Annotated in this window: 17 protein-coding genes; 4 read left to right on the top strand and 13 right to left on the bottom strand. The window is 60.6% G+C overall.

Translation table 11 applies throughout. The annotated features are described in order from the left end of the window. Positions 1–24 precede the first annotated feature (24 nt). The 3 genes from ACZZ0A_RS00170 to mdaB form a co-directional block, all read right to left on the bottom strand. Positions 25–918: an NAD-dependent epimerase/dehydratase family protein gene (locus tag ACZZ0A_RS00170; RefSeq protein WP_007911564.1), complete on the bottom strand. Its 894-nt coding sequence runs from the start codon at positions 916–918 to the stop codon at positions 25–27. A gap of 103 nt (positions 919–1021) precedes the next feature. Beyond that, positions 1022–1933 carry a LysR family transcriptional regulator gene (locus ACZZ0A_RS00165; protein ID WP_095114184.1) on the bottom strand — a complete coding sequence of 304 codons (912 nt, stop codon included), beginning with the start codon at positions 1931–1933 and terminating at the stop codon, positions 1022–1024. Positions 1934–2041: 108 nt separating this feature from the next. Further along, on the bottom strand, positions 2042–2632 hold the full coding sequence (mdaB, locus tag ACZZ0A_RS00160; protein ID WP_007911569.1) for an NADPH:quinone oxidoreductase MdaB: 591 nt from the start codon (positions 2630–2632) through the stop codon (positions 2042–2044). Between the two features lie 184 nt (positions 2633–2816). On the opposite strand from mdaB, the gene ACZZ0A_RS00155 reads away from it, so the two are divergent. Further along, positions 2817–3131 (top strand): putative quinol monooxygenase, encoded by a 315-nt coding sequence (locus ACZZ0A_RS00155; RefSeq protein WP_463542356.1) that lies wholly within the window; start codon positions 2817–2819, stop codon positions 3129–3131. Here the strand turns inward: ACZZ0A_RS00155 and ACZZ0A_RS00150 are convergent. Next, complete coding sequence (locus ACZZ0A_RS00150) at positions 3121–3885, bottom strand: sulfite exporter TauE/SafE family protein (RefSeq protein ID WP_463542355.1); 765 nt, start codon at positions 3883–3885, stop codon at positions 3121–3123. The genes ACZZ0A_RS00155 and ACZZ0A_RS00150 overlap by 11 nt on opposite strands. Positions 3886–4118: 233 nt before the next feature. Between ACZZ0A_RS00150 and ACZZ0A_RS00145 the strand changes: the two genes are divergently transcribed. From ACZZ0A_RS00145 to ACZZ0A_RS00135, 3 genes are all read left to right on the top strand, one after another. Next, positions 4119–5000, top strand: a complete 882-nt coding sequence (locus tag ACZZ0A_RS00145; RefSeq protein WP_463542354.1) for a LysR substrate-binding domain-containing protein — start codon at positions 4119–4121, stop codon at positions 4998–5000. A gap of 55 nt (positions 5001–5055) precedes the next feature. Beyond that, entirely contained in the window at positions 5056–5631 is a 576-nt protein-coding gene (locus tag ACZZ0A_RS00140; RefSeq protein WP_007911589.1) for an NAD(P)H-dependent oxidoreductase, read from the top strand. Between the two features lie 200 nt (positions 5632–5831). After that, positions 5832–6242, top strand: a complete 411-nt coding sequence (locus ACZZ0A_RS00135) for a MerR family transcriptional regulator (RefSeq protein ID WP_034154373.1) — start codon at positions 5832–5834, stop codon at positions 6240–6242. A 69-nt stretch (positions 6243–6311) separates the two neighbouring features. On the opposite strand, the gene ACZZ0A_RS00130 is transcribed toward ACZZ0A_RS00135, so the two are convergent. From ACZZ0A_RS00130 to ACZZ0A_RS00090, 9 genes are read right to left on the bottom strand one after another with little or no spacing between them, the layout of a single operon-like run. After that, a complete protein-coding gene (locus tag ACZZ0A_RS00130) occupies positions 6312–8927 on the bottom strand; it encodes an efflux RND transporter permease subunit (protein ID WP_463542353.1) in 2616 nt (871 codons plus the stop codon). A 33-nt stretch (positions 8928–8960) separates the two neighbouring features. Beyond that, on the bottom strand, positions 8961–9797 hold the full coding sequence (locus tag ACZZ0A_RS00125; RefSeq protein WP_123375816.1) for an outer membrane lipoprotein-sorting protein: 837 nt from the start codon (positions 9795–9797) through the stop codon (positions 8961–8963). A gap of 59 nt (positions 9798–9856) precedes the next feature. Continuing rightward, a complete protein-coding gene (locus ACZZ0A_RS00120) occupies positions 9857–11155 on the bottom strand; it encodes a DUF1302 family protein (RefSeq protein WP_463542352.1) in 1299 nt (432 codons plus the stop codon). A 2-nt stretch (positions 11156–11157) separates the two neighbouring features. Further along, complete coding sequence (locus ACZZ0A_RS00115) at positions 11158–11922, bottom strand: SDR family NAD(P)-dependent oxidoreductase (protein ID WP_077570926.1); 765 nt, start codon at positions 11920–11922, stop codon at positions 11158–11160. Next, positions 11919–12656 (bottom strand): 3-oxoacyl-ACP reductase family protein, encoded by a 738-nt coding sequence (locus tag ACZZ0A_RS00110; protein ID WP_007911596.1) that lies wholly within the window; start codon positions 12654–12656, stop codon positions 11919–11921. Before ACZZ0A_RS00110 ends, ACZZ0A_RS00115 begins: the two co-directional genes overlap by 4 nt. 9 nt (positions 12657–12665) lie before the next feature. Beyond that, the gene (locus tag ACZZ0A_RS00105; protein WP_463542351.1) at positions 12666–15536 is read right to left on the bottom strand and encodes an aminotransferase class III-fold pyridoxal phosphate-dependent enzyme; all 2871 of its coding nucleotides are present in this window, start codon (positions 15534–15536) and stop codon (positions 12666–12668) included. A 54-nt stretch (positions 15537–15590) separates the two neighbouring features. Next, a complete protein-coding gene (locus ACZZ0A_RS00100) occupies positions 15591–16799 on the bottom strand; it encodes a beta-ketoacyl synthase N-terminal-like domain-containing protein (RefSeq protein WP_463542350.1) in 1209 nt (402 codons plus the stop codon). Further along, a complete protein-coding gene (locus tag ACZZ0A_RS00095) occupies positions 16796–18091 on the bottom strand; it encodes a beta-ketoacyl-[acyl-carrier-protein] synthase family protein (RefSeq protein ID WP_007911603.1) in 1296 nt (431 codons plus the stop codon). The genes ACZZ0A_RS00100 and ACZZ0A_RS00095 overlap by 4 nt, the downstream gene beginning before the upstream one ends. Next, positions 18088–19146, bottom strand: coding sequence for a beta-ketoacyl synthase (locus ACZZ0A_RS00090; protein ID WP_463542349.1), 1059 nt, complete (start codon positions 19144–19146; stop codon positions 18088–18090). The genes ACZZ0A_RS00095 and ACZZ0A_RS00090 overlap by 4 nt, the downstream gene beginning before the upstream one ends.

Genomic DNA, 19146 nt, shown 5'->3' with positions numbered 1-19146 from the left:
GACTTACAGCGTCAGAGGAGCCGCTCATACCATCTCTTTACGAATCCATTCCACCACCGACGTACGCTTCGGCACCCAGCCCAGCAGTTCGCGGGCGTGTTTGCCGCGTACGCGGCTGTTGGAGCCGAGGCCATAGTTGGCCATTTCGTAGCCCCATTCGGCTTCAGCGTCTTTCAACGGCCAGTCTTTTGGTTGACCTAGGTTCAGGGCTTCGGCCATGGCGGTGGTCATGTCGATGAACGATGCTTCACCGCTTTCAACGAAGTAGAAAGTACCCGGAACGTTCTTGGTCAGCGCCAGCAGATACAGGGCGACGACGTCTTCGATGTGCACGTTGGACCAGATGTTCTGGCCTGTGCCGACATGGCGCACCACGTCACTTTTGCGTGCTTGCTTGAGTAGTCGCGGCAACTGCACGCTGTCGCGATTGACGCCCAGGCTATGGCCGTAGATCAGCGTGTTGCAGATGACGGCGGAGTTCACGCCGTCCTTCGCTGCTGCAAGGATCAGGTTGTCGATGGCCACACGTGCGGCCTTGTCGACGGTCGGTTCTGGCAGGTTGTCCTCAAAGTAGATGACATCGCTGGACTTGCCGCCCGAGGCATCGCCGACGATGCTCGAACCGCTGGTGTGCAGGAATACTTTATTGGAACCGCGCAAGGCATCGAGCAGCGCTTCGACCGCACCGCGATGGTCGCTGCTGGCGGCGTTGATCACCGCATCCGCAGCGCGGGCCTGTTCGACGAGCAGTGCTTTGTCATCAAGAGTGCCGATGACCGGGGTGATGCCAAGCGCTTTCAACTCAGCAGCCTGCTCGGCGCTGCGCACCAGTCCGGTGACTTGATGCCCGGCCTGAACCAGACCGGTAGCGATCGAACCGCCGATAAATCCGGCAGCGCCGGTGACGAATACGTTCATGAATTAACTCCCTGCGTGAGTAAGTGATGGGACGAGTATCGGCCCGCGAGCCGAAGGGAAAAACCCGCCCCCGCCCAATTCACTCTTGCGCAGAGGTCACGAATCAGCCCTTGAAATCAGCGCTGGCGTAGGCGGCGAGTTTGCTCTGGATAAAATCGAGGAAGCACTGAATGCGCAGCGCCAGTTGCGAGTTACGGTAGTACACGGCGTTGATCGGTTGGCGATAACCGCTGTTGAATTCACCGAGCAGGACTTTCAGGCGCCCGGCCCGAATGTCATCGATGGTCATGAAGTGCGACAGGCAAGCGATGCCCTGCCCTTCCAGCGCCAGATGGCGCACGGTCTCGCCGCTGGAGGCGCTGATTGCCGGGGTGATCGGCCAGCGGTCACCGTGCACGTAGCGCAGCGGCCATTGGTTGAGGCCTTCGTTCTGGGTGAAGCCGAGCAAGGTGTGTTCGCTCAGGTCGGCGACTTGCTGCGGCGCGCCGTGCTTTTCCAGATAGGCCGGGCTGGCGACGATCAGCAGCGGACTGCAACCGAGCGAGCGCGCGTGCAGCGTCGAATCGGCGAGAGTGCCGATGCGGATGGCGACGTCGGTGCTTTGTTCCAGCAGGTCAATGATCAGGTCGTTGCTGTTGAGTTCGAGCTGGATGTCCGGATAGAGCCGGCGGAATTCGTCGATATACGGGACCACCGCGTGGAGCATGAACGGCGATGCGGCATTGATCCGCAAGCGCCCGGACGGCGTTTGCTGGCGCGAGGACAGGCGTTCTTCGAGTTGATCCATCTGATCGAGAATCAGCTTGGCCTGTTCGAAGAAATACTTGCCCTCTTCGGTCAGATCCATGCGCCGCGTGGTGCGGTTGATCAGTGTAGTGTCGAGCTTGGCTTCCAGCTTCGACAACGTGCGACTGACCGCCGACGGCGTCTGCCCGACCTGTTCGGCGGCGGCGGAAATCGAACCGCATTCGATCACGCAGACGAAAATCTGCAACTCATCGGATCTGGCTTTCACGGGTGTCCTCTTTGAAATCGCCAAGATCGCAGATGACTGCAACGCGCTGTAGGAGCTGCCGCAGGCTGCGATCTTTTGCTGTTACCACCGATAGTAGCCCGAAACCATTCAGGCCTTGAGAGCAAACACCTCGGTCAAATGCTGCTCATAACGCGCCACATCAGCCTCAATGTTCGGCCGCTTCATCACGTCCACACACAAAAAGGTCGGCAACCCGGTCATGCCCAAAAATTCATTGGCCTTGTGAAACGGGAAGTACACCGCATCCACGCCTTTGGCTTCAAAGAAGTCAGTCGGGTCATCGAACGCTTGCTGCGGTGCATTCCAGGTCAGCGACAGCATGTATTGCTTGCCCTGAATCAGACCACCGCTGCCGTACTTCTGCGAGGCGTCGGAACGGGTGCGGCCATCGCTGGCGTAGAGGCTGCCGTGGCCTTCGGTGAAGACTTCGTCGAGGTACTTTTTCACCGTCCATGGCGCGCCCATCCACCAGCCCGGCATCTGATAAATGATCACGTCGGCCCAGAGAAATTTCGCCACCTCTTCGGCAGCGTCGTAGCCCTCGTCGATGAAGGTGGTTTTGACGTCGACACCGCCGCGATCGAGCACGCTCAGTGCAGCCTCGTGCAGGGTGGTGTTGTAGCGACCGTCGGAGTGAGCAAATTTTTTACCGCCATTGAGCAACAGCACTTTTTTCATGAGAAAGCCTCGGCGCAGCCATTGGGCTGGGTGGAGAAGAGAAATGGGAATGGCGGCAGATTAACGATCCGCCTCGCGCGGAATAAGCCGGTTTTGCGCAAAATACATTTGATCAAAAAGCACGAATTGAATGCCGATTGTTGCCATAGCATTTGCGGCCATCAGAATTTGAGGAGTTGCTGCGATGATTGAACGCCAGGGTTTTATCCTGCACGCCAAGACCCGCCCGGAAAAAGCCGAGGCGTTTGAAGCGCTGTTTCGCGCTTACATTGAGCCGAGCCGCGCGGAGCCGGGCTGCATCGAGTACCACATGCTGCGCGACAAGGAAGATCCGTCGCTGTTTATCTTCTACGAGATCTGGGCGTCGCAGGCGCACTTGGATGTGCATTCGAATCTGCCGCACATGAGGGCGTTTTTTGAACGGCGCATGGATTATCTGGAGCGTGATTTTGATATCCGCCAGATCGAGATGCTCAGCGAAGCCTCGGCTAACCGCTGATCAACAAATGGGCGCCGAGCGCGCCCAGACCGACAAAGAACACCCGCTTGAACAGCACCGCGCTGATGCGTTCGCGCAACCATTGGCCAAGCAACATGCCGAGAATGGCCGGGATCAGCGCCAGCAGAGAAGCACCCAGTTCGCCGCCACCGAGGGCACCACGCCAGAGCAATCCAGCGACCAGTGCCAACGTCGAAACGGTGAATGACAGGCCCAGCGCCTGCACCAGTTGATCGCGACTCAAGCCCAGCGCTTGCAGGTACGGCACCGCCGGAATCACGAAGACGCCGGTGGCCGAGGTGATGACGCCGGTGATCAACCCGCACACCGGGCCGAGCCAACCTTCATGGCGCGGATTTATGCTCAGCGTTGGCAGAAACAAGCCACTCAACGCATAGAGCACCAGCGCCGCGCCCAACCCGCGCACCAGCCAATGCCCGCCCGCCATACCGATCGATAACGTGCCGATTGCGGTGCCGAAGAAGATCATCAGCAACATCGGCCACAGGCGTTTGATCAATCCTTTCAGATGACCGCCGAATGCCAGTTGCCAGACATTGGTCAGGGTGGCCGGGATGATCAGCAACGCGGCTGCCTGCGACGGCGCCATAGCCAGACCGAGCAGCCCCATGGCAACGGTCGGCAGGCCGAGGCCGATCACGCCTTTGATCAGGCCTGCGAGGATGAAGGTCGCGATGACCAGCATAGACAGGGCCAGGTCGAGGTGTTGGTAGAAATCTGTGAGTGTGTGCATGGCGCTACTCTGCGCCAGTCAGGGTTGGCTGAAAATCTGCCATATACTGAGGCTGCCTCTCTCCTGACAAGAGGCTGATATTTTTTTGAAGCTGTTGGCCTCATCGCTGGCAAGCCAGCTCCCACAGTTTTTTTGTTGTTCACACATTTTGAGATCAACACTGAAACCTGTGGGAGCTGGCTTGCCAGCGATGGGGCCAGCCCAGACACCACAAAAACCAGAGGCTGCCAATCATGCACTTCGACCTCACCGACCTGCGCCTCTACCTGCACATCCTCGACACCGGCAACATCACCGCCGGCGCCGCCCGCAGCCATTTATCCCTGGCCGCCGCCAGCGCCAGGATCCGTGCCATGGAAGCCTCACTTGGCACCGATTTTCTCGAGCGCGGCCGCCGTGGCGTCACGCCGACACCGGCCGGCAAAGCCCTCGCCCAGCATGCGCGCATCCTTCTGCAACAAGCCGAACGCCTGCAGCAGGATCTGGCCGACTATGCCCAAGGCGTCAAAGGTCAGGTGCGCTTGCTGTGCAACACGACCGCGATCACCGAATACCTGCCGGAAGTACTCGCGGACTTCCTGCGCGATCATCCCAATCTCGACATCGACTTGCAGGAACTGCCCAGCGCGCGCATCACCCACGCCTTGCGCCAAGGCGCGGCGGACCTCGGGATCGTCTCCGATGCGGTCGACACCCATGGCCTGCAAACCCGGCCCTTTCGCGACGATCCATTGGTACTGATCCTGCCCCCTGACCATGCTCTGGCGAGTCGGCCGTCGCTGACGTTTGGTGAAACCCTGGCGCACGACTACGTAGCGCTTGGCAGCCACAGCGCGCTGGCGATTCACCTGGAGGAACAAGCGCTGCACATCGGCCAGCGCATGTCGATCCGGATCCGCGCCGATGGCTTCGAGGGCGTCATGCGCATGGTGGCGCGAGGTGCGGGGCTGGCCATCGTGCCCAAGGTGGCCATCGAGCGCTGGGCGGCGGTGCACTCGGTAACGTGCCGGCCGCTGGACGAAGTCTGGGCGCATCGCACCTTGCAACTGTGCGCACGCGACTTCGACCACCTGCCCGGTTACGCCCGGGCCTTGTTTGATGCGCTGGCGCCTTGACTCTACCGCTAGGGGCAGACTCTATCCTGTGCGCTTCATTTCAGGAGTACACACAATGAGCAAACGAATGCTCGTGATACTGGGTCACCCCTCCACCGACAGCTTTTGCGGGGCATTGAGTGAAACCTATGTTCAGGCCGCCAAAGACGCCGGGCATGACGTGCGGTTGCTGCGTCTGGATGCGCTGGAGTTCGACCCGGTCCTGCACGAAGGCTACAACAAGGTGCAGCCACTGGAGCCGGACCTGCTGCAAGCGCAGGCCGATATCACCTGGGCCGAGCACCTGACATTTGTCTATCCGATCTGGTGGGGCGGGATTCCGGCACTGTTGAAAGGCTTCGTCGACCGGATTTTCCTGCCGGGTTTCGCCTTCAAATACCGCGAAGGCAAAGCCTTCCCCGACAAGCTGCTCAAGGGCCGCACCGCGCATTTGCTGGTGACCATGGACACGCCGTACTGGTACTACAAATGGATTTATGGCATGCCCGGGCTGCATCAGATGCGCAAGACCACGCTGGAATTCTGCGGCATCAAGCCACTGAAGACGCTGACCTTCGGGCCGATCCTCGGCTCCAAGCCAAACCAGCGCGATGCCTGGCTGGAACAGGCGCGCGTGACCGCCGCCGTCTAAGGCTTTCCAGCCGCCTCAGCTGACGGCGCACAAGCCGCCGTCAGTGCCTCTTCGGGCTCCCCTTCACGCGCCCGTCCGTCGCCTGTGCACGTCATTTACGCGCAGTTGCAATTTTCAGATGGTATTGGACATATAATCGCCGCCGATCCGGCATGACGCCTGATCGCGCTAGCTATGTTTGACCATCGAGACGGACCTTTATGTATATCGGCAAAGCCGCCCAGCTGTCGGGCACCACAGTCAAAAGCATTCGCCATTACGAAGAAATCGGCCTGTTGCCCGAGCCCAAGCGTGAAGGCAAATACCGCATCTACAGCCAGCAAAGTGTCGAAGTGTTGACGTTCATCAAGTGCGCCCAGCAACTGGGCTTCAAGCTCAAAGAGCTGCAGGTGATCCTCAACAACTACCGCGGCGACGAATTCCCGTGGGACATGGCACAAAGAGCCATCGCCGAAAAAAAAGCCGAACTGGTAACCCAGATCGGCGATTTGCAGCAATTGCATGATGGCCTCGAGGCGTTTGAACACAACCTCAACGACGCCCGCCAGGAATGTCAGTTCGAACGCATCGCCCGTTATGGCGAAAAAAACCCGGTCAATACACTGAACTGAAAACCCTGCTGCGCCGCATGACCAGACTCGCCTGCCGTCTCAGGGCAGGCGCGCCCGCGCGTTGGCGAATCAACCCGGCACCGGCTCCCCCTCTGTGCGCACTGCTGGGGCCGGCGCATGCACCGGCGCAATCGCTGCAAAGAACCACGGCGATACCAGCGTCACCAGGACAATGGTCATGACCCCGCTGGAAAACAGCGCCATCGCCACCAGTGCGCCGAGATCGACAATCGGCTTGAAGTCGGAAAACAGCAGCGCCATGAAACCCACGGAGAAGATCACCACGTTGATCACCGTCGAACGACCAACGCTGTGCATCGCCTGCAAAATGGCCGCGTCGATTTCAATGCCTTGCTGCACCAGCAACTTGATGCGTGACAGCAGGTGCACCGCGTAATCCACCACCCCGACCACCAGGAACGTCACCAGCGTCGTGCCGATGTTCAGCTCGATACCGAACAGGAACATGAAGCCGTAGACCGTCACCGACGTGGTCAGCAAGGTCAGCATGCCGAGCACCCCGAGGCGCACCGATTTGAGCCAGTACATCATCATCAGCGTGACGACCAGCAAGGCCAGGGAAAAACTCAGCACCTGGCCCTGAGTGATTTCCTGCAGAACGCCCGTCCAGATCAACGGCGTGCCCGCGTGGGTCACCTCCAGGTTCGCCGGTTTGTTCACCAGCAACCAGGCATCGAGGCGATCGAGCATGCCCTGATAGTCGCTGGCGACCGACGAGGTCATGGTGTACAGGGTCAAGGCCTTGGAGAAATCGGCGTTGAGCACGTTGTTCAGGTCCGAACCACCACCGTTTTCGAACAGCATCACGTGCTGCTCGATCAGCGAATTGCCCGGCACTTCAAAACGCTCGACCTGCCCGTCGTCATTGACTGATGTCACCTTCTCCACGGCACTCGGTACCCGCAGATATTCCGGGTTCATGTCGTTGAGCACCAGGTTCATGCGCTTGACGTAGGTGGCCAGCGAGTAGCCGTAACTGACGTTCGGTTGCTGCTTGATGAAGTGGTCGAGCTTGTCGATGAACTGCACCACTTCGGTGGTCAGCACGCCGCGTGGTTCTTTGCTGTCGATCGCGATCCAGCCCGGCGCCGTGCCCGCCACTTTGGCGTGGTTGATGAACTGATCGGACACACGAATGTGGCTCTCAGGCTTGAAGTAAGCAATGCCGGAGTCTTCGATATCGACGCGGAAGGTGAACACGGTGGCCAGCGCCAGCAGCGGCAGCATGACCATCAGGATCGGTTTGCGAAAGCGGATCATCCAGGCACAGAACGCGACCAGATACCGCGAGATGATCGATTCCTTGTGCACCTCAGCCTTGGCCTGCTGCGGCTGATCCTTGCCCCAGATGGAGATCCACGCCGGAATCAGCAACAGCGAAATAATCAGCGCCGCCGTCAGGCCGATCGACATGAACACGCCGAAATTGCGGATGCTGACAATGTTGTTGGTGGTGGAAATCATGAACGTGGCGATGGTCGTCACGGTCGTCAACACCACCGGCACCACCATCAAGCGCTGGGTTTCGCGGTTGGCCTCACGATTGCTCTTGCCGGCGTTTTTCTGCTCGTAATATTCGGCCATCACGTGGATGGCGTCCGAGCAGCAAATGGTGAACAGGAACACCGGCAGCACACTGGTCAGCAGGTCGAACGGCACCCGCAACAGCGCCATCAGGCCCAAGGTCCAGATGGTGCAGAACAGAATGTTGAACAGCGGCAGCAGCACGCCCAGCGGTTTGCGGAAGAAGAAAATCAGCAGCAAGGTAATCAGCAGAAACACGATCGGGAACAGCACGGCCAAGTCGTGATCGATGATTTCCTGCTGCGCGGCGATGAAGATCGGCATGCCGGCAATGAAGATTTCGTCCTTGTACTCCGGGTGCTCGGCCTGATACTGCGCGACGATGCCGCGCACGATCTGATAAGCCCGCAGTTGCGCCTGAGCGTCGTCCTGCTTGGTGCCGAGTTCGGCCACCAGCATCGCGACTTTCTTGTCTTTGGACACCACCCCGTCGACCATCAACTCGTTACCCATGATCTGCGACTCGACCAGCGCCGGGTCCATGTCATAGGCATTCAGGGTTTTGTGGATCAACAGTTCGCCGTCGTCGGTCAGGACGATGTTTTCCAGATCGCCCATCGAGGCCATTTCGCGAATCGGATTGATCCGTTCGGCGAGAAAGGTCAGGAACAGCTGATCGTGGGAATCCCAGTTCTGGCTCTGAGCATGATCACGCAATGCCTTGGCGTTGGCGTAATCGTTCTGCGAAAAACCACCCTCGAGAATGTCCCGGGTCAACAACTGCGCACGGCTGTCGTCTGGATGCCGGGCGACGATCTGCGCCAACTGCTCCTTGTCGGCATCGTTGGCCAGGATCATCTTGCGCACCGACTGCGACATCGAAAACAACGCGTTGAGTGTTGATTTGTTGAACACCGTTTGCGGGTTGTTCAGCGCCACCATCACCGAGTCGAACGTGCCGGTGAACTCACCCTGCAAATCGATGATGGTCTTGCGCGCCGGGTGGCTTTCCTTGAGCAGATAAGGGTTGGTGTCGGACACCAGCGCGCCCAGCGTATAAGTGAAATACGCCGTAATCGCCACCAGCAGGAAAACAATCGCCCGCGCATAGCGCTCGACGAAATTCAGATATCTTTCCATGATCATGCGGTTCCAGGTCGTCGGGGTCGGCGCTTAGCGGGCAGACACGGCAAAGTCCGGCAGATCACCGGTTTTCAGCCCGCGTTTGATGGCGGTCTGGGTGAAGAGGCGGTCTTCCAGAGAAACGTTGTATTGCAACTGGTTGAAGCGCATTTCCGAACGCGTGCCGTCGATGAAGTGCTCGGTTTCACTGAGCACAATGCTGTCGATCGAATCGATGGTCGCGACTTTCTGCGTGCGCATCTGCTTGATCAGCACACCTTTGACGTCGAAGAAGTCCTGACGCATGACCAGGAAATTCTGCTTGTCGATCCACACCTTCAGCTTGTTGTAACCGGTCTTGGCCAGCACTTCGGGGGAGGCGGGTTCGCGCTCGATCACGTAGCAGTCGCGGCCCTTGATCTGTTCTTCGCCGACGAGTTTCTGCGAGTAGTCCTTGACGCGAATCTTGTCCAGATCGGCGTACGAATACTCACTGCCCATGAACGAGCCACGCTTGTCGGTGGTGGAGATGCGGCGGGTCTGGCGGCTGACCGGCAGGTACATCCACTGGCTGTCTTCCAGGCCGAGGGTTTCGTGCGGGTTTTCGATGTGGAAGGCAACGTCACGCACGTCAGTCGGTGCGGAAAAGTACATGCTGAACTTGTCGCTGTCCGGGTAATCCTTTTGCAGGTAGGTGAACTCGCGAACGCGGGTATTGCCTTTTTTGTCATGCAGGATCAGCGAAACCTGGGACATGAAGCTGTTCCCGTCATTGCGATCGCGTACCTGACGGATGATCTCATCGGCATTGCCAGCCTCGGCGGCATTGGCGCAGGCGCTACCGAGGATCAATGCGGCGGCGGTCAGACTTTTCAAAAACGGCAACATGACAACTTCCTTTTCGTTGGATGAATGCACCTGCGCGCAAGAGCGGCAGGCGTGATGGGTCAGAACAGATAACCGGCCGACAGCCGCACTTGATCGCGCTTGCTGTACTCGCCGAAAGTCTTCTCGGGCTTGCCGAAGAACACGTCCACCTCCAGCCCGAGCTTGATGTAGTCGACCGGCTTGTAGGTGAAGATGCCTTGCAACAAGGCGTCGTCCTGAAACGGCGGTGAGCCAGCGACCACCAGACGACTCTTGAGGCGGTCCTGCCAATGAGTGCCTTCGGCTGACAGGGTGAACAGCGGTTCGTGTTTGTCCTGCAACATGCCGTCCTGCCAGTCGAGCAACACCTGCTCCTGCCACTGCGCGGAGATCAGCCAGTCGCGCAACAGGTAGTCGACACCCAGCAGCGACTTGACCATCGGCGTGCTGTCGGCACCGTAGGCGCGGGTCGGATTGGTCACTCGCCAGTTGTCGAAATACGCCACCTCGCTGCGCACCACGATGCTGTGCCCGGCGTCGATCGCCAGCCCGGCACCGCCCATGGTGTATCGGGGAAACTGCCGTTCCAGCCGCGTTCGACCGTCGTCGGCGAGGCCTTCGACCGCGTACACCGGGTCCTGCTGACGCGCGCTCAAGGCAACAAAACTGGTGTCCACCGCGCCGATCCGGCCATTGGCGCTCAAGCCATAGGAATAGCCCTTGTCGCCGTCATAGCCGGGTTTGGAATCGAGCAGGAAATACTGCGGGTCCGGCGTAGCAAACAGTGGCGCGGCAAATTCACTGCCCTCTACCGGCGCCCGGTTTTTCACGAAGTCAGTGATCCACAGCGCCTCCAGTTCCCACTCGCCCACCGGTTGCGCAAAACGCACCATGGGCACGGCGATGCGGCTGTCTTCGAGCAGCGGCGTCAGGCCATCGCGATAGTCCAGCGGGTTGATCTGATCGAGCACGCGCAATTCATCCGCGCGGCCCCAGACTACTTGCTGCCAGCCCACCGTCACCTCTCCGTCACCCAGCGAATGGCCGACGTAGAGGTGCCGCCAATCGGCGTCGAAACGGTACTTGTCCCGCGCCCGCTCGCTGTACGGATTGTTGCCGTCATAGCGCGCGTCATAACGCACGCGGCCCTTGGCCTTGTAGTAACCACCCTCCCAGTTGTCTTCCAGATTGGCCTTGAAATACACGGCTTTCTGCGTGACCTGATCGTCACCGTGCAGACGCACGGCCGTGGCCACGCCGACTTCACCGTCGGCGTAATCGGGCTTGAGATCAGCGACGGTCAATTCGGCCATCGCGCCGGGCGCAGCCATGCACGCCCACACCGCACCCACGATGTGACTGTTGTGAAATCGAGGCATCGCTACATTCCCAACCCGACACCGCCATCGATCACCAGACTCTGCGCGGTGACCCCGCCAGCCTCGGGGCTGGCCAGGTAACGCACCATCGCCGCCACTTCTTCGCTCTGGATGAAACGGCGCATCGGCAGTTTCTTCTTCGCGTTGCGCACGATCTGCTCCTGGGTCAACCCGGCAATCGCCGCTTGCGTCGCCAACTCACCCTGCAACATCGGCGTATCGATCCACGCCGGCAGAATCGCGTTGACGGTGATCTGCCGCGAAGCGAGATCCAGCGCCAGCGCCTTGGTCATGCCGACGATGCCGTGCTTGGAGGCGCAATACGCGGTGTTGCGCACCTTGCCGGCACGGCCGAGGATCGACGACATGTTGATGATTCGCCCACGGTCCGGCATCAGCGCCAGACACAGCGAGGTCACGTAGAACGTGCCGTTGAGGTTGACCGAAATCACCTTGTGCCAGTTGTGCAGGTCTTCCGGCTCGTTCTCGTTGCAGATGCCGGCGCTGTTGACCAGCACATCGACGTATTCGACTTGCGATCCGAGGGTTTTAAAGAACGCTTGCATGGCCGGCAGGTCGGCAATGTTCGCCGCATGGGTTTCGACCCGCGCCTTGATCTGCTCCTGTCGCTCGTCGACCCAGCGCTGCAATTCGGCCAGATCGAGATCCAGCAGGATCAAGCGATTGTCGGCGTCGGCGGCAAAGTTCTCGGCAACCGCGCGGCCGATGCCTTTGGCCGCACCGGTGATCAGAATGGTCCGGCTCATGGCATTTTCAACCCGCCGTTGACCGACAGGACCTCCCCGGTCAGGTACAAACCGCGATCAGCGAGGTACAGCACCGCTTCGGCAATTTCCTCCGGTTCGGCGTAGCGTTTGATCAGTAGACGCGACTGGATTTCTTCTTCCTGACTGCCGATCAGCGCCGTACTCATCTCGGTCTTGACGATGCCCGGGGCGACCGCGTTGACGCGAATGTTGCGCGGCGCCAGCTCCACCGCCAAGGCACGGGTCAAGGATTCGACCCCGCCCTTGGCAGCGGCATAGTTGCTTTGGCCTTTGCCGGGCTTCTGTGCCGCCACCGAACTGATGTTGACGATGCAACCGCTACGCTGGCGCAACATGCCCGGCACCACCTGCTGACAGCAGAGCATCGTGCCGATCAGGTTGGTCTGGATCACCTCGACCAGGTCGCGCGCTGACATCGTCGCCAGCAAACCATCGCGGGTGATGCCGGCGTTATTGACCAATAGATCGATACGTTGAAAATGCTGATCGACCCGCTCGAAAAACGCCTTGATGCTGTCGCCGCTGCTGACATCGCACTGCAACGCCAGGCAATCGATCCCCGACGCCTGAACCTCATCGCGCAAGGCCATCGCCGCGACTTCATCGCGTACGTAACTGAACGCGATCTGATAACCCGCCCCGGCCAGGGTCTGGACAATCGCCCGACCGATGCCACGACTGCCACCGGTCACCACTGCTACTTTATTCGGCATGACCGTTCCTTAAAGCGAGTTATCGGTTTTGAATTGCGCGAGGCTGAAGCCGTGGGTCGCGGCCAGTGCTCGAATCTGCTGCACTTGCTCGCGGCTGATGTCGCCGTAGGAGTAGTGCTGTTTCATACCGGACAGGCCCATCAGCACCGACTCGGCCATGCACGCGTACAACTGACCTTGCTTGAGATAGGCCCGAACGTTTTTCACCAGGCCATCGCCCAGCGGCGTCTGCACGATGCCGCCGTGCATGTAGAGCACGTCGGAGCGTTGGCTGGCGAGGTTCTGGTCAACGTTCAGCGGCACGGCGATGTCGCAGATCACGCTGTTTTCGGCGAAGTGCTCGGCGAAAAGAAACGGCTGCGGTGCGTTAGCCGCGCAGAGCACGATGCGCGCCTGTTTCAGCACATCAAGATCGTTGCTGACGGTGATAAAGGCGTTCGCGCCCAGGCGTTCCTCGACCAGTTTTGCCACGCGCTGCCCCAGATCGGCACTGCTGCCGTGGGACTGCAAGATCCCATCGATTCCATCAATTTGCTGCAGGCGACGGGCGAGGCGATCGTGTTCGGCGACACCCTTGAGGATCGCGCGGGCGGCTTCGGCGTAAATCTGGTGAGCGGTTTTTTCCAGACGACGCAGGGAACCGTCGCGGCCGCTGCCGATGAGGATCAGGTGCTCGACGCTGGTCGACAGCAGTGAGGCGTAGGTCGAGGCAATATTGCCCGCCGCACCGACCACCGCAGCGGTCTGCTCGCTCAGTTCCAGGCCTTGCTGCTTGCAGCCCTGCTCGATGGCTTCCAGGCCCATGCCGATGGTCAGTGCGTTACCGGAGGTCAGCGCCATGTCAGGAATCTGCAGCGCCTGGCAGTTGTTGGTGACGATCGAGGTGTACATGCCCAGGCCGGCGACGGTGTAGCCATCGGCGCGGGCATCCTTGATGCGATTGCCGACTTCTTCGCGGATGGTCTGCAGATCGCCGCTGGCGATGTACGCCGCCATGGCATCGGAATCCATGCACAGCGGGTACAGGGTGAACTCCACGGCAGTGCCGAGTTTCGAGCGAATCTGCACCGGGCCGATCGGCGCGGCTCGGCGCTCGGGCGCCATGCGCTTGATGAACTCGCGTTTCTGTTCAGCGCTCAGGGTCGACAGTGAAGGATCGACGTCGCTGAGCATGTCCGAATCAATCAAATGGTTGATGAACGCCACGCGAGCCACCACACGCACGTTCTCGTCAGACTTTGGGCGGGTTTCGCTCTCCTTGAAGCTGACCTCGCGCGCGGGCACGTCAGCGATGCTGTCGGCGCACACACCGGCGGCCAGCGGGAAGGCGTCGCGGCGGCGCAGCATGTCGCAGACTTTCTGCAAGGAAGCGATCAGTCCATCGATCTCTTCGAAGGTGATGCACACCGGCGGTTCCAGTCGGATCACATTGGCGTTGCTGCCCGACGGCGCCACGCGCAGGGATTCGAATTGCAGCAGGTAGCCGGCGATGATGTAGCCCAGCGCATCGTTGTACTGCGCCGAGGCCTGAACCAACGAACTGGTGCCGGTCAGGTCGTGCAGTTCGAAACCGAGCAGCAAGCCACGGCCACGCACGTCGGCGATGACGTCCGGATAGGCCGCCTTGAGTTCCAGCAGCGAAGCCTTGAGGTATTCGCCTTTCTTGTTCACGTCCCTGAGCATCGCGCTGTCGTTCTCGAACAGACGGCGCAGGGCCGACAGGGCGATATGGCAGGACGCATCATCTTCGGCAAAGGTCGAACTGTGGATGTAGCTGAAATCGTTTTCGTAGTGGCTGGCGCGAATCACCGTCGCGGCAATCTTCATCAGGCCACCGCCCAGCGCTTTCGACAGGCAGTAGTAGTCACCCTGCAAGTTGAAATGGCTGGCACCCAGCAAAGTGCCGGTGCGGCCGAAACCCGATTGCACTTCGTCGATGATCAGCGGGCATTGCTGCTCGTTGCACAGGCGCCGCAGGCCCAGATAGAACTCATTGGCGAACTCGTTGATGCCGCCCTCGCCCTGAATCGGCTCCAGCAATACCGCGGTGATCGCGCTGAATGCTTCGCGGCGCACTTGCAGGGTTTCGCCGTTCCATTCCAGGCTCAGCCAGTGACGTACGTGACGGGCCGGCAGTTCTTGCAATTGCTGGGGTTGCTGCGGGTCGATGAACTCGACGTTGAGGCCGAAACGGGCGAACGGCTTGCGGTACTGCTTGCCGTACGTCAGTTGCACGGTGTTGACCAGTTTGCCGTGGAAGCTGCCGCGCACAGCGAGGAACACCGGCTCAACATGCAGTTGCGCCAGGTTGTGCTGACGCACCGCTTCGGCCACTTGGCGCACGGTGACGCAGGACAGATTCTGCGGCAACAGACCGGCGGGTAAATCGAGATCGTCAATGTCCAGTTCGACGTAAGCCTTGTCGCTGGCGACCAGATTGGCGAGAGCGAAATCGCGCTCGTCGAATTGCTTCTGCAGGTTTTTCTGACGGCGGTATTCGGCGTGCTTGACGGCGATTTCCACCGACTCGGCGCCACTGTTGGAGAAGGTCGAAATGTAGCGTTCGCTGTTGTTCAGCTCACGGTTGAACGCTTCACTGAGTTCACGCCCCAACTGCCCCGCCGCACCGCGCACCGACATCTGCGCGTTGAACGGTACATCGGCACGCAACAGGTCGACGAGTTGATCGACAAATTGCGGATCGTTGTGACCATACAGCGCGGCGCCGTAACCGCCGAGGAAGTCAGTGACCGTCACCTCTTCGCCCTGCCGGTCGCGGTAAAACAGTTTGCTGCCCAGCGCTCTGTGGAACTGGCATTCGAGGCCCAGGGCCTGCATCAATTCAACGAATTTCGGCCGTACGTAATCGCGGTAATCCATGACAGTTCTATCCCTTGAGTAAAAAATCAGCTGCGTTTCGTTGCGTGCCGACGGTCAGTCGGCCGCGTGAAATTCGAGGTGGTAACCGGCACTGAAGCCGTTGTCGTCACGGTTGATCACCAGGCAATCGTGCAGCACGGCATCGCGCGGCTCAGCCATGACAAATGGCAGATGCGCATCCAGCGGTTGCTCCAGGCCACTGACCGGCGGGATGCTTTGCGCCTGCAAGGCCTGCCGGGCGAAGATCAGATCAACCAGACTCGGTGCACCACTCAGAATGCCGGTCAGCGATGTGCTGCTGGTGATGTGCGCGGCACCGGTTCGTGCCAGCGTGCGGGCCAGATCGGCATCTTTTTGCGGCTCGCCAGTGGCGCTGCTGATCAGCAGATCGACCTGTTTGTCCGGCAGGTTCAGCGAATCCAGACGCGGGTGTGCGAACAGTGCGGTCAGGCAGGTTTGCGGGCCTGCCGGCAGGTCATCGGCGCGACGCAACACCAGCGCCGCCGCACCTTCGCCGGCAATGCCGCCACTGCCCTGGCGATCAAAGGCACGCAGGCTTGGCGATCCTTCGGTGCTGATGACCCCCGCCTCGGCCAGTGCGGCGAGCGCCAGCGGATCCAGTTCACTGCCCGCGCCCACCACAATGGCCGCGTCGATCCGACCGCTCTGCAACGCCGCGCAGGCTTCGCGCAGCGCCGCCAGATTGCCGGCCACGCCCTGCATGTAGGCGTTGCATTCGCACTCAAGCTTCAAGGCCAGACTGACGACGCCGAGCAGACCGTTGCTCAGGCTCTTGAGCACCAGGAATGGATCGAGTGCGCGCTCCTGCAACACGCGTTTGGCCAGACGCTGCATGTCGGCACCGGTCTCGGTCTGACATTCGTGCAGCAGTTCGCCGTAAGACGCGAGCGAGGGATGGGTGTAACCGCCCTGGCAGCAATACAGACCAAAACGCACGTTGTCGCGACCCGGTTCAAGCCCGGCTTCTGCCAACGCCTGGCGCACCGCACTGACGCCCCAGATCACCGCCGGCGGACAGTAACGCTGGAGGTTTTGTGCAACGTCCTGACGACTACGTTGATGATCTCGATCAGCGACGTGTCCGAACGCAATGACACGCTCGCTGTGGAACAGCGAAGAGCTCAGAGGCGAGATCGCGCTACGTCCTTCGCGGGCCGCCGACCAGAAACCCTCCACGCCCCAACCGGTGGGCAATACACAACCGCTGCCGGCGATCGCGACACGTCCAGTGGCGTCAGTCATTGTCCATGCTCCCGATATTTGCCAAGGGCCAGCGAGGTATTGAGGCCACCGAAACCAAAGGAATTGCTCAGCGCGTAATCCACTCGGCGGCTGACCGCCTGACCGGCGCAGTAATCCAGATCGCACTGTTCGTCGGCGTCATGCAGGTTCACCGTTGGCGTCACCAGATCGTTGAGGCAGGCCAACGCGGTGACGATGCATTCCGGTGCGCCAGCGGCCGCGATCAGGTGACCGAACTGTGATTTGTTGGCGCTGACGGCCAGGGTTCGATAATGCTTGTGCTCGGCGAACACACTTTTGATCGCGAGGGTTTCGGCAACGTCGTTGAGCGGCGTCGAGGTGCCGTGGGCATTGATCAGATCGATCTGCTGCGGGCGCAGCCCGGCGTCGTCGAGCGCGGCCTGCATCGCCAGTGCCGCGCCACGTCCTTCGGGTTGCGGTGCGGTGACCTTGTAGGCGTCCAGACTGCTGCCGAAACCCAATACCTCGGCATACGGCGTGGCGCCACGAGCCAAGGCATGTTCGAGGCTTTCCAGCACGACGAAACCACCGCCCTCGCCGGCAATCAGACCGCTGCGGTCACGATCGAACGGACGGCACAGATCAGCGCCCCAGCGTTGCTCGCCCGACGCGGCACCCAACAGATACAACGCGGCCATGGTGTCGAGGTTGAGCACCGAGTCGGCGCCACCCGCCAGCGCAACGCTGACTTCTCCGCGACGAATCATCTGAAAGGCGTTGCCAATGGCTTGTGAAGCGCCGGCACAGGCACTGCTGATGTTGATCACCGGCCCTTCACAGCCCAGGTCGTCGGCGATTACCCGCGCCAGACGGTCGTTGCTCTGACGCAGCGAGCCATCGGCATTCACTTGCCCAGCCCGTGACATCAGGTATGACCAGCTCGGGGTGCCGCCATTCGGGGCTTCGGTCAGCAGCATGTCAGCGAGCATGTGCTGCGGTGCTCCCGAGGCACACAGCACCGCCGCGCCCCGCAACTGTTCTGGCTGCAAGCCGCTGTCACCGACTGCCTGCGTGGCAGCCACCCAGCCAAACCGACTGCGCTTTTCCAGCGGCATCGTCCAGGCCGGATGGCTTTGCAGTTTTTCCGGCAACAGGCGCATGTCGACCGGTGCCGCGTAGCGCACCGCGAACGACGCCTCTTGCACGTCGTCCGGCTGCCATGGCCGCACGCAATGTTCGGCGCCGAGCATTTTTTCCCAGAGGGTCTGCCATTCGAAACCGAAACCGGTGACGGCGCCCATGCCGGTGATCACAATCCGTGTCGCACTCATGCGTGCTTCTCCATGGTTTCACTGGCCAACAGCAATGCGCCCCAGTGACCGGCGCGAGTGTGGCTGACAAGCAACGTGTAGCCCGGCGTCGCCGCTACTTCACAGCTCAGGTGCAGTGTCAGTGCGACTTCTGTCAGCAAACCGCTGGCGCCCAGTTCACCGGTCATGGTGCGGGTGCTGCGAATCTCGCGCGGGAAAGCTTCGAGCAACTTCATCACTTGCCCGTCAGCGCAATTGCCGACGATATGCTCGACGTCGCCGACTCGCAGTTTCTCGACACTCAGGACCTGGTCGATCACGCGCCGCCCCACCGCCACAGACCGTTGCGGATCGGTGCTGTAACCACGGGCAAACCCGGCAATGCGCACGGCGTGTGCCGCACCCGGCGCAGGTGTCGACGCCAGCAACAGCGCCGCGGCGCCCTCACCGAAAATCGGTTCGCTCGCCTGATCGGGCTCGCGCAGGTACAGGGCCGGCGTCAGGTTCGGACTGCTGCTGACCACCAACGCGGCGTCGGCATGCCGCTCGCCAATCTGCTGGCAGGCTTCGATCAGCGCATCCAGTCCGGCGTTGTCCTGAGAACAAAATCCGCCCATTGGCCCGTGGCAACTCAATGCTTCGGCGACATAAGCCATGACGCTGCTGTTGAGCAGGGTCAACGCATGCAGGGGCGGTGTGTTGGCCAACAATTGGCTGAGTTGTTTGTGTGGCTGTTCGATGATCGCCTGCACCGCATCCCAGCAAGGGCTCGGCGCATCGACTTCAGGAATGGCCGCTGTCAGGGCAATGCGTGAGGCAGGCAATTGCAGCGCCGCCAGTGCTGGCGCCAGCCGTGCGGCGCAATGCAACAGGCGCAAGCCCTGCGGTTCGACACTGCGCTGGATCTTGCGATCAAACAGGTCACTGGCCAGTCGCGGCGTCGGCAAGGCAAACGCCTGACGCTGTGCATCAAATGCCAGCGGTTGCGCCGCGCAGGGCGTGCCGAGCAATTCAGCACATTCACCGCCCGCCACGTTCAGCACCGCAGCGGCATTGAGATAGATGGCTCGGTTCAT

The organism is Pseudomonas sp. AC242, from assembly GCF_979258655.1.
Note: the sequence above shows the minus strand (reverse complement) of the source record. Positions and strands in the feature narration are given on the sequence as shown.

Excerpts from the sequence above, each read along its gene's own strand:
- ACZZ0A_RS00170 (WP_007911564.1), bottom strand. The coding sequence starts at position 918 with ATGAACGTATTCGTCACCGGCGCTGCCGGATTTATCGGCGGTTCGATC.
- mdaB (WP_007911569.1), bottom strand. The coding sequence starts at position 2,632 with ATGAAAAAAGTGCTGTTGCTCAATGGCGGTAAAAAATTTGCTCACTCC.
- ACZZ0A_RS00155 (WP_463542356.1), top strand. The coding sequence starts at position 2,817 with ATGATTGAACGCCAGGGTTTTATCCTGCACGCCAAGACCCGCCCGGAA.
- ACZZ0A_RS00150 (WP_463542355.1), bottom strand. The coding sequence starts at position 3,885 with ATGCACACACTCACAGATTTCTACCAACACCTCGACCTGGCCCTGTCT.
- ACZZ0A_RS00145 (WP_463542354.1), top strand. The coding sequence starts at position 4,119 with ATGCACTTCGACCTCACCGACCTGCGCCTCTACCTGCACATCCTCGAC.
- ACZZ0A_RS00140 (WP_007911589.1), top strand. The coding sequence starts at position 5,056 with ATGAGCAAACGAATGCTCGTGATACTGGGTCACCCCTCCACCGACAGC.
- ACZZ0A_RS00135 (WP_034154373.1), top strand. The coding sequence starts at position 5,832 with ATGTATATCGGCAAAGCCGCCCAGCTGTCGGGCACCACAGTCAAAAGC.
- ACZZ0A_RS00130 (WP_463542353.1), bottom strand. The coding sequence starts at position 8,927 with ATGGAAAGATATCTGAATTTCGTCGAGCGCTATGCGCGGGCGATTGTT.
- ACZZ0A_RS00125 (WP_123375816.1), bottom strand. The coding sequence starts at position 9,797 with ATGTTGCCGTTTTTGAAAAGTCTGACCGCCGCCGCATTGATCCTCGGT.
- ACZZ0A_RS00120 (WP_463542352.1), bottom strand. The coding sequence starts at position 11,155 with ATGCCTCGATTTCACAACAGTCACATCGTGGGTGCGGTGTGGGCGTGC.
- ACZZ0A_RS00115 (WP_077570926.1), bottom strand. The coding sequence starts at position 11,922 with ATGAGCCGGACCATTCTGATCACCGGTGCGGCCAAAGGCATCGGCCGC.
- ACZZ0A_RS00110 (WP_007911596.1), bottom strand. The coding sequence starts at position 12,656 with ATGCCGAATAAAGTAGCAGTGGTGACCGGTGGCAGTCGTGGCATCGGT.
- ACZZ0A_RS00105 (WP_463542351.1), bottom strand. The coding sequence starts at position 15,536 with ATGGATTACCGCGATTACGTACGGCCGAAATTCGTTGAATTGATGCAG.
- ACZZ0A_RS00100 (WP_463542350.1), bottom strand. The coding sequence starts at position 16,799 with ATGACTGACGCCACTGGACGTGTCGCGATCGCCGGCAGCGGTTGTGTA.
- ACZZ0A_RS00095 (WP_007911603.1), bottom strand. The coding sequence starts at position 18,091 with ATGAGTGCGACACGGATTGTGATCACCGGCATGGGCGCCGTCACCGGT.
- ACZZ0A_RS00090 (WP_463542349.1), bottom strand. The coding sequence starts at position 19,146 with ATGAACCGAGCCATCTATCTCAATGCCGCTGCGGTGCTGAACGTGGCG.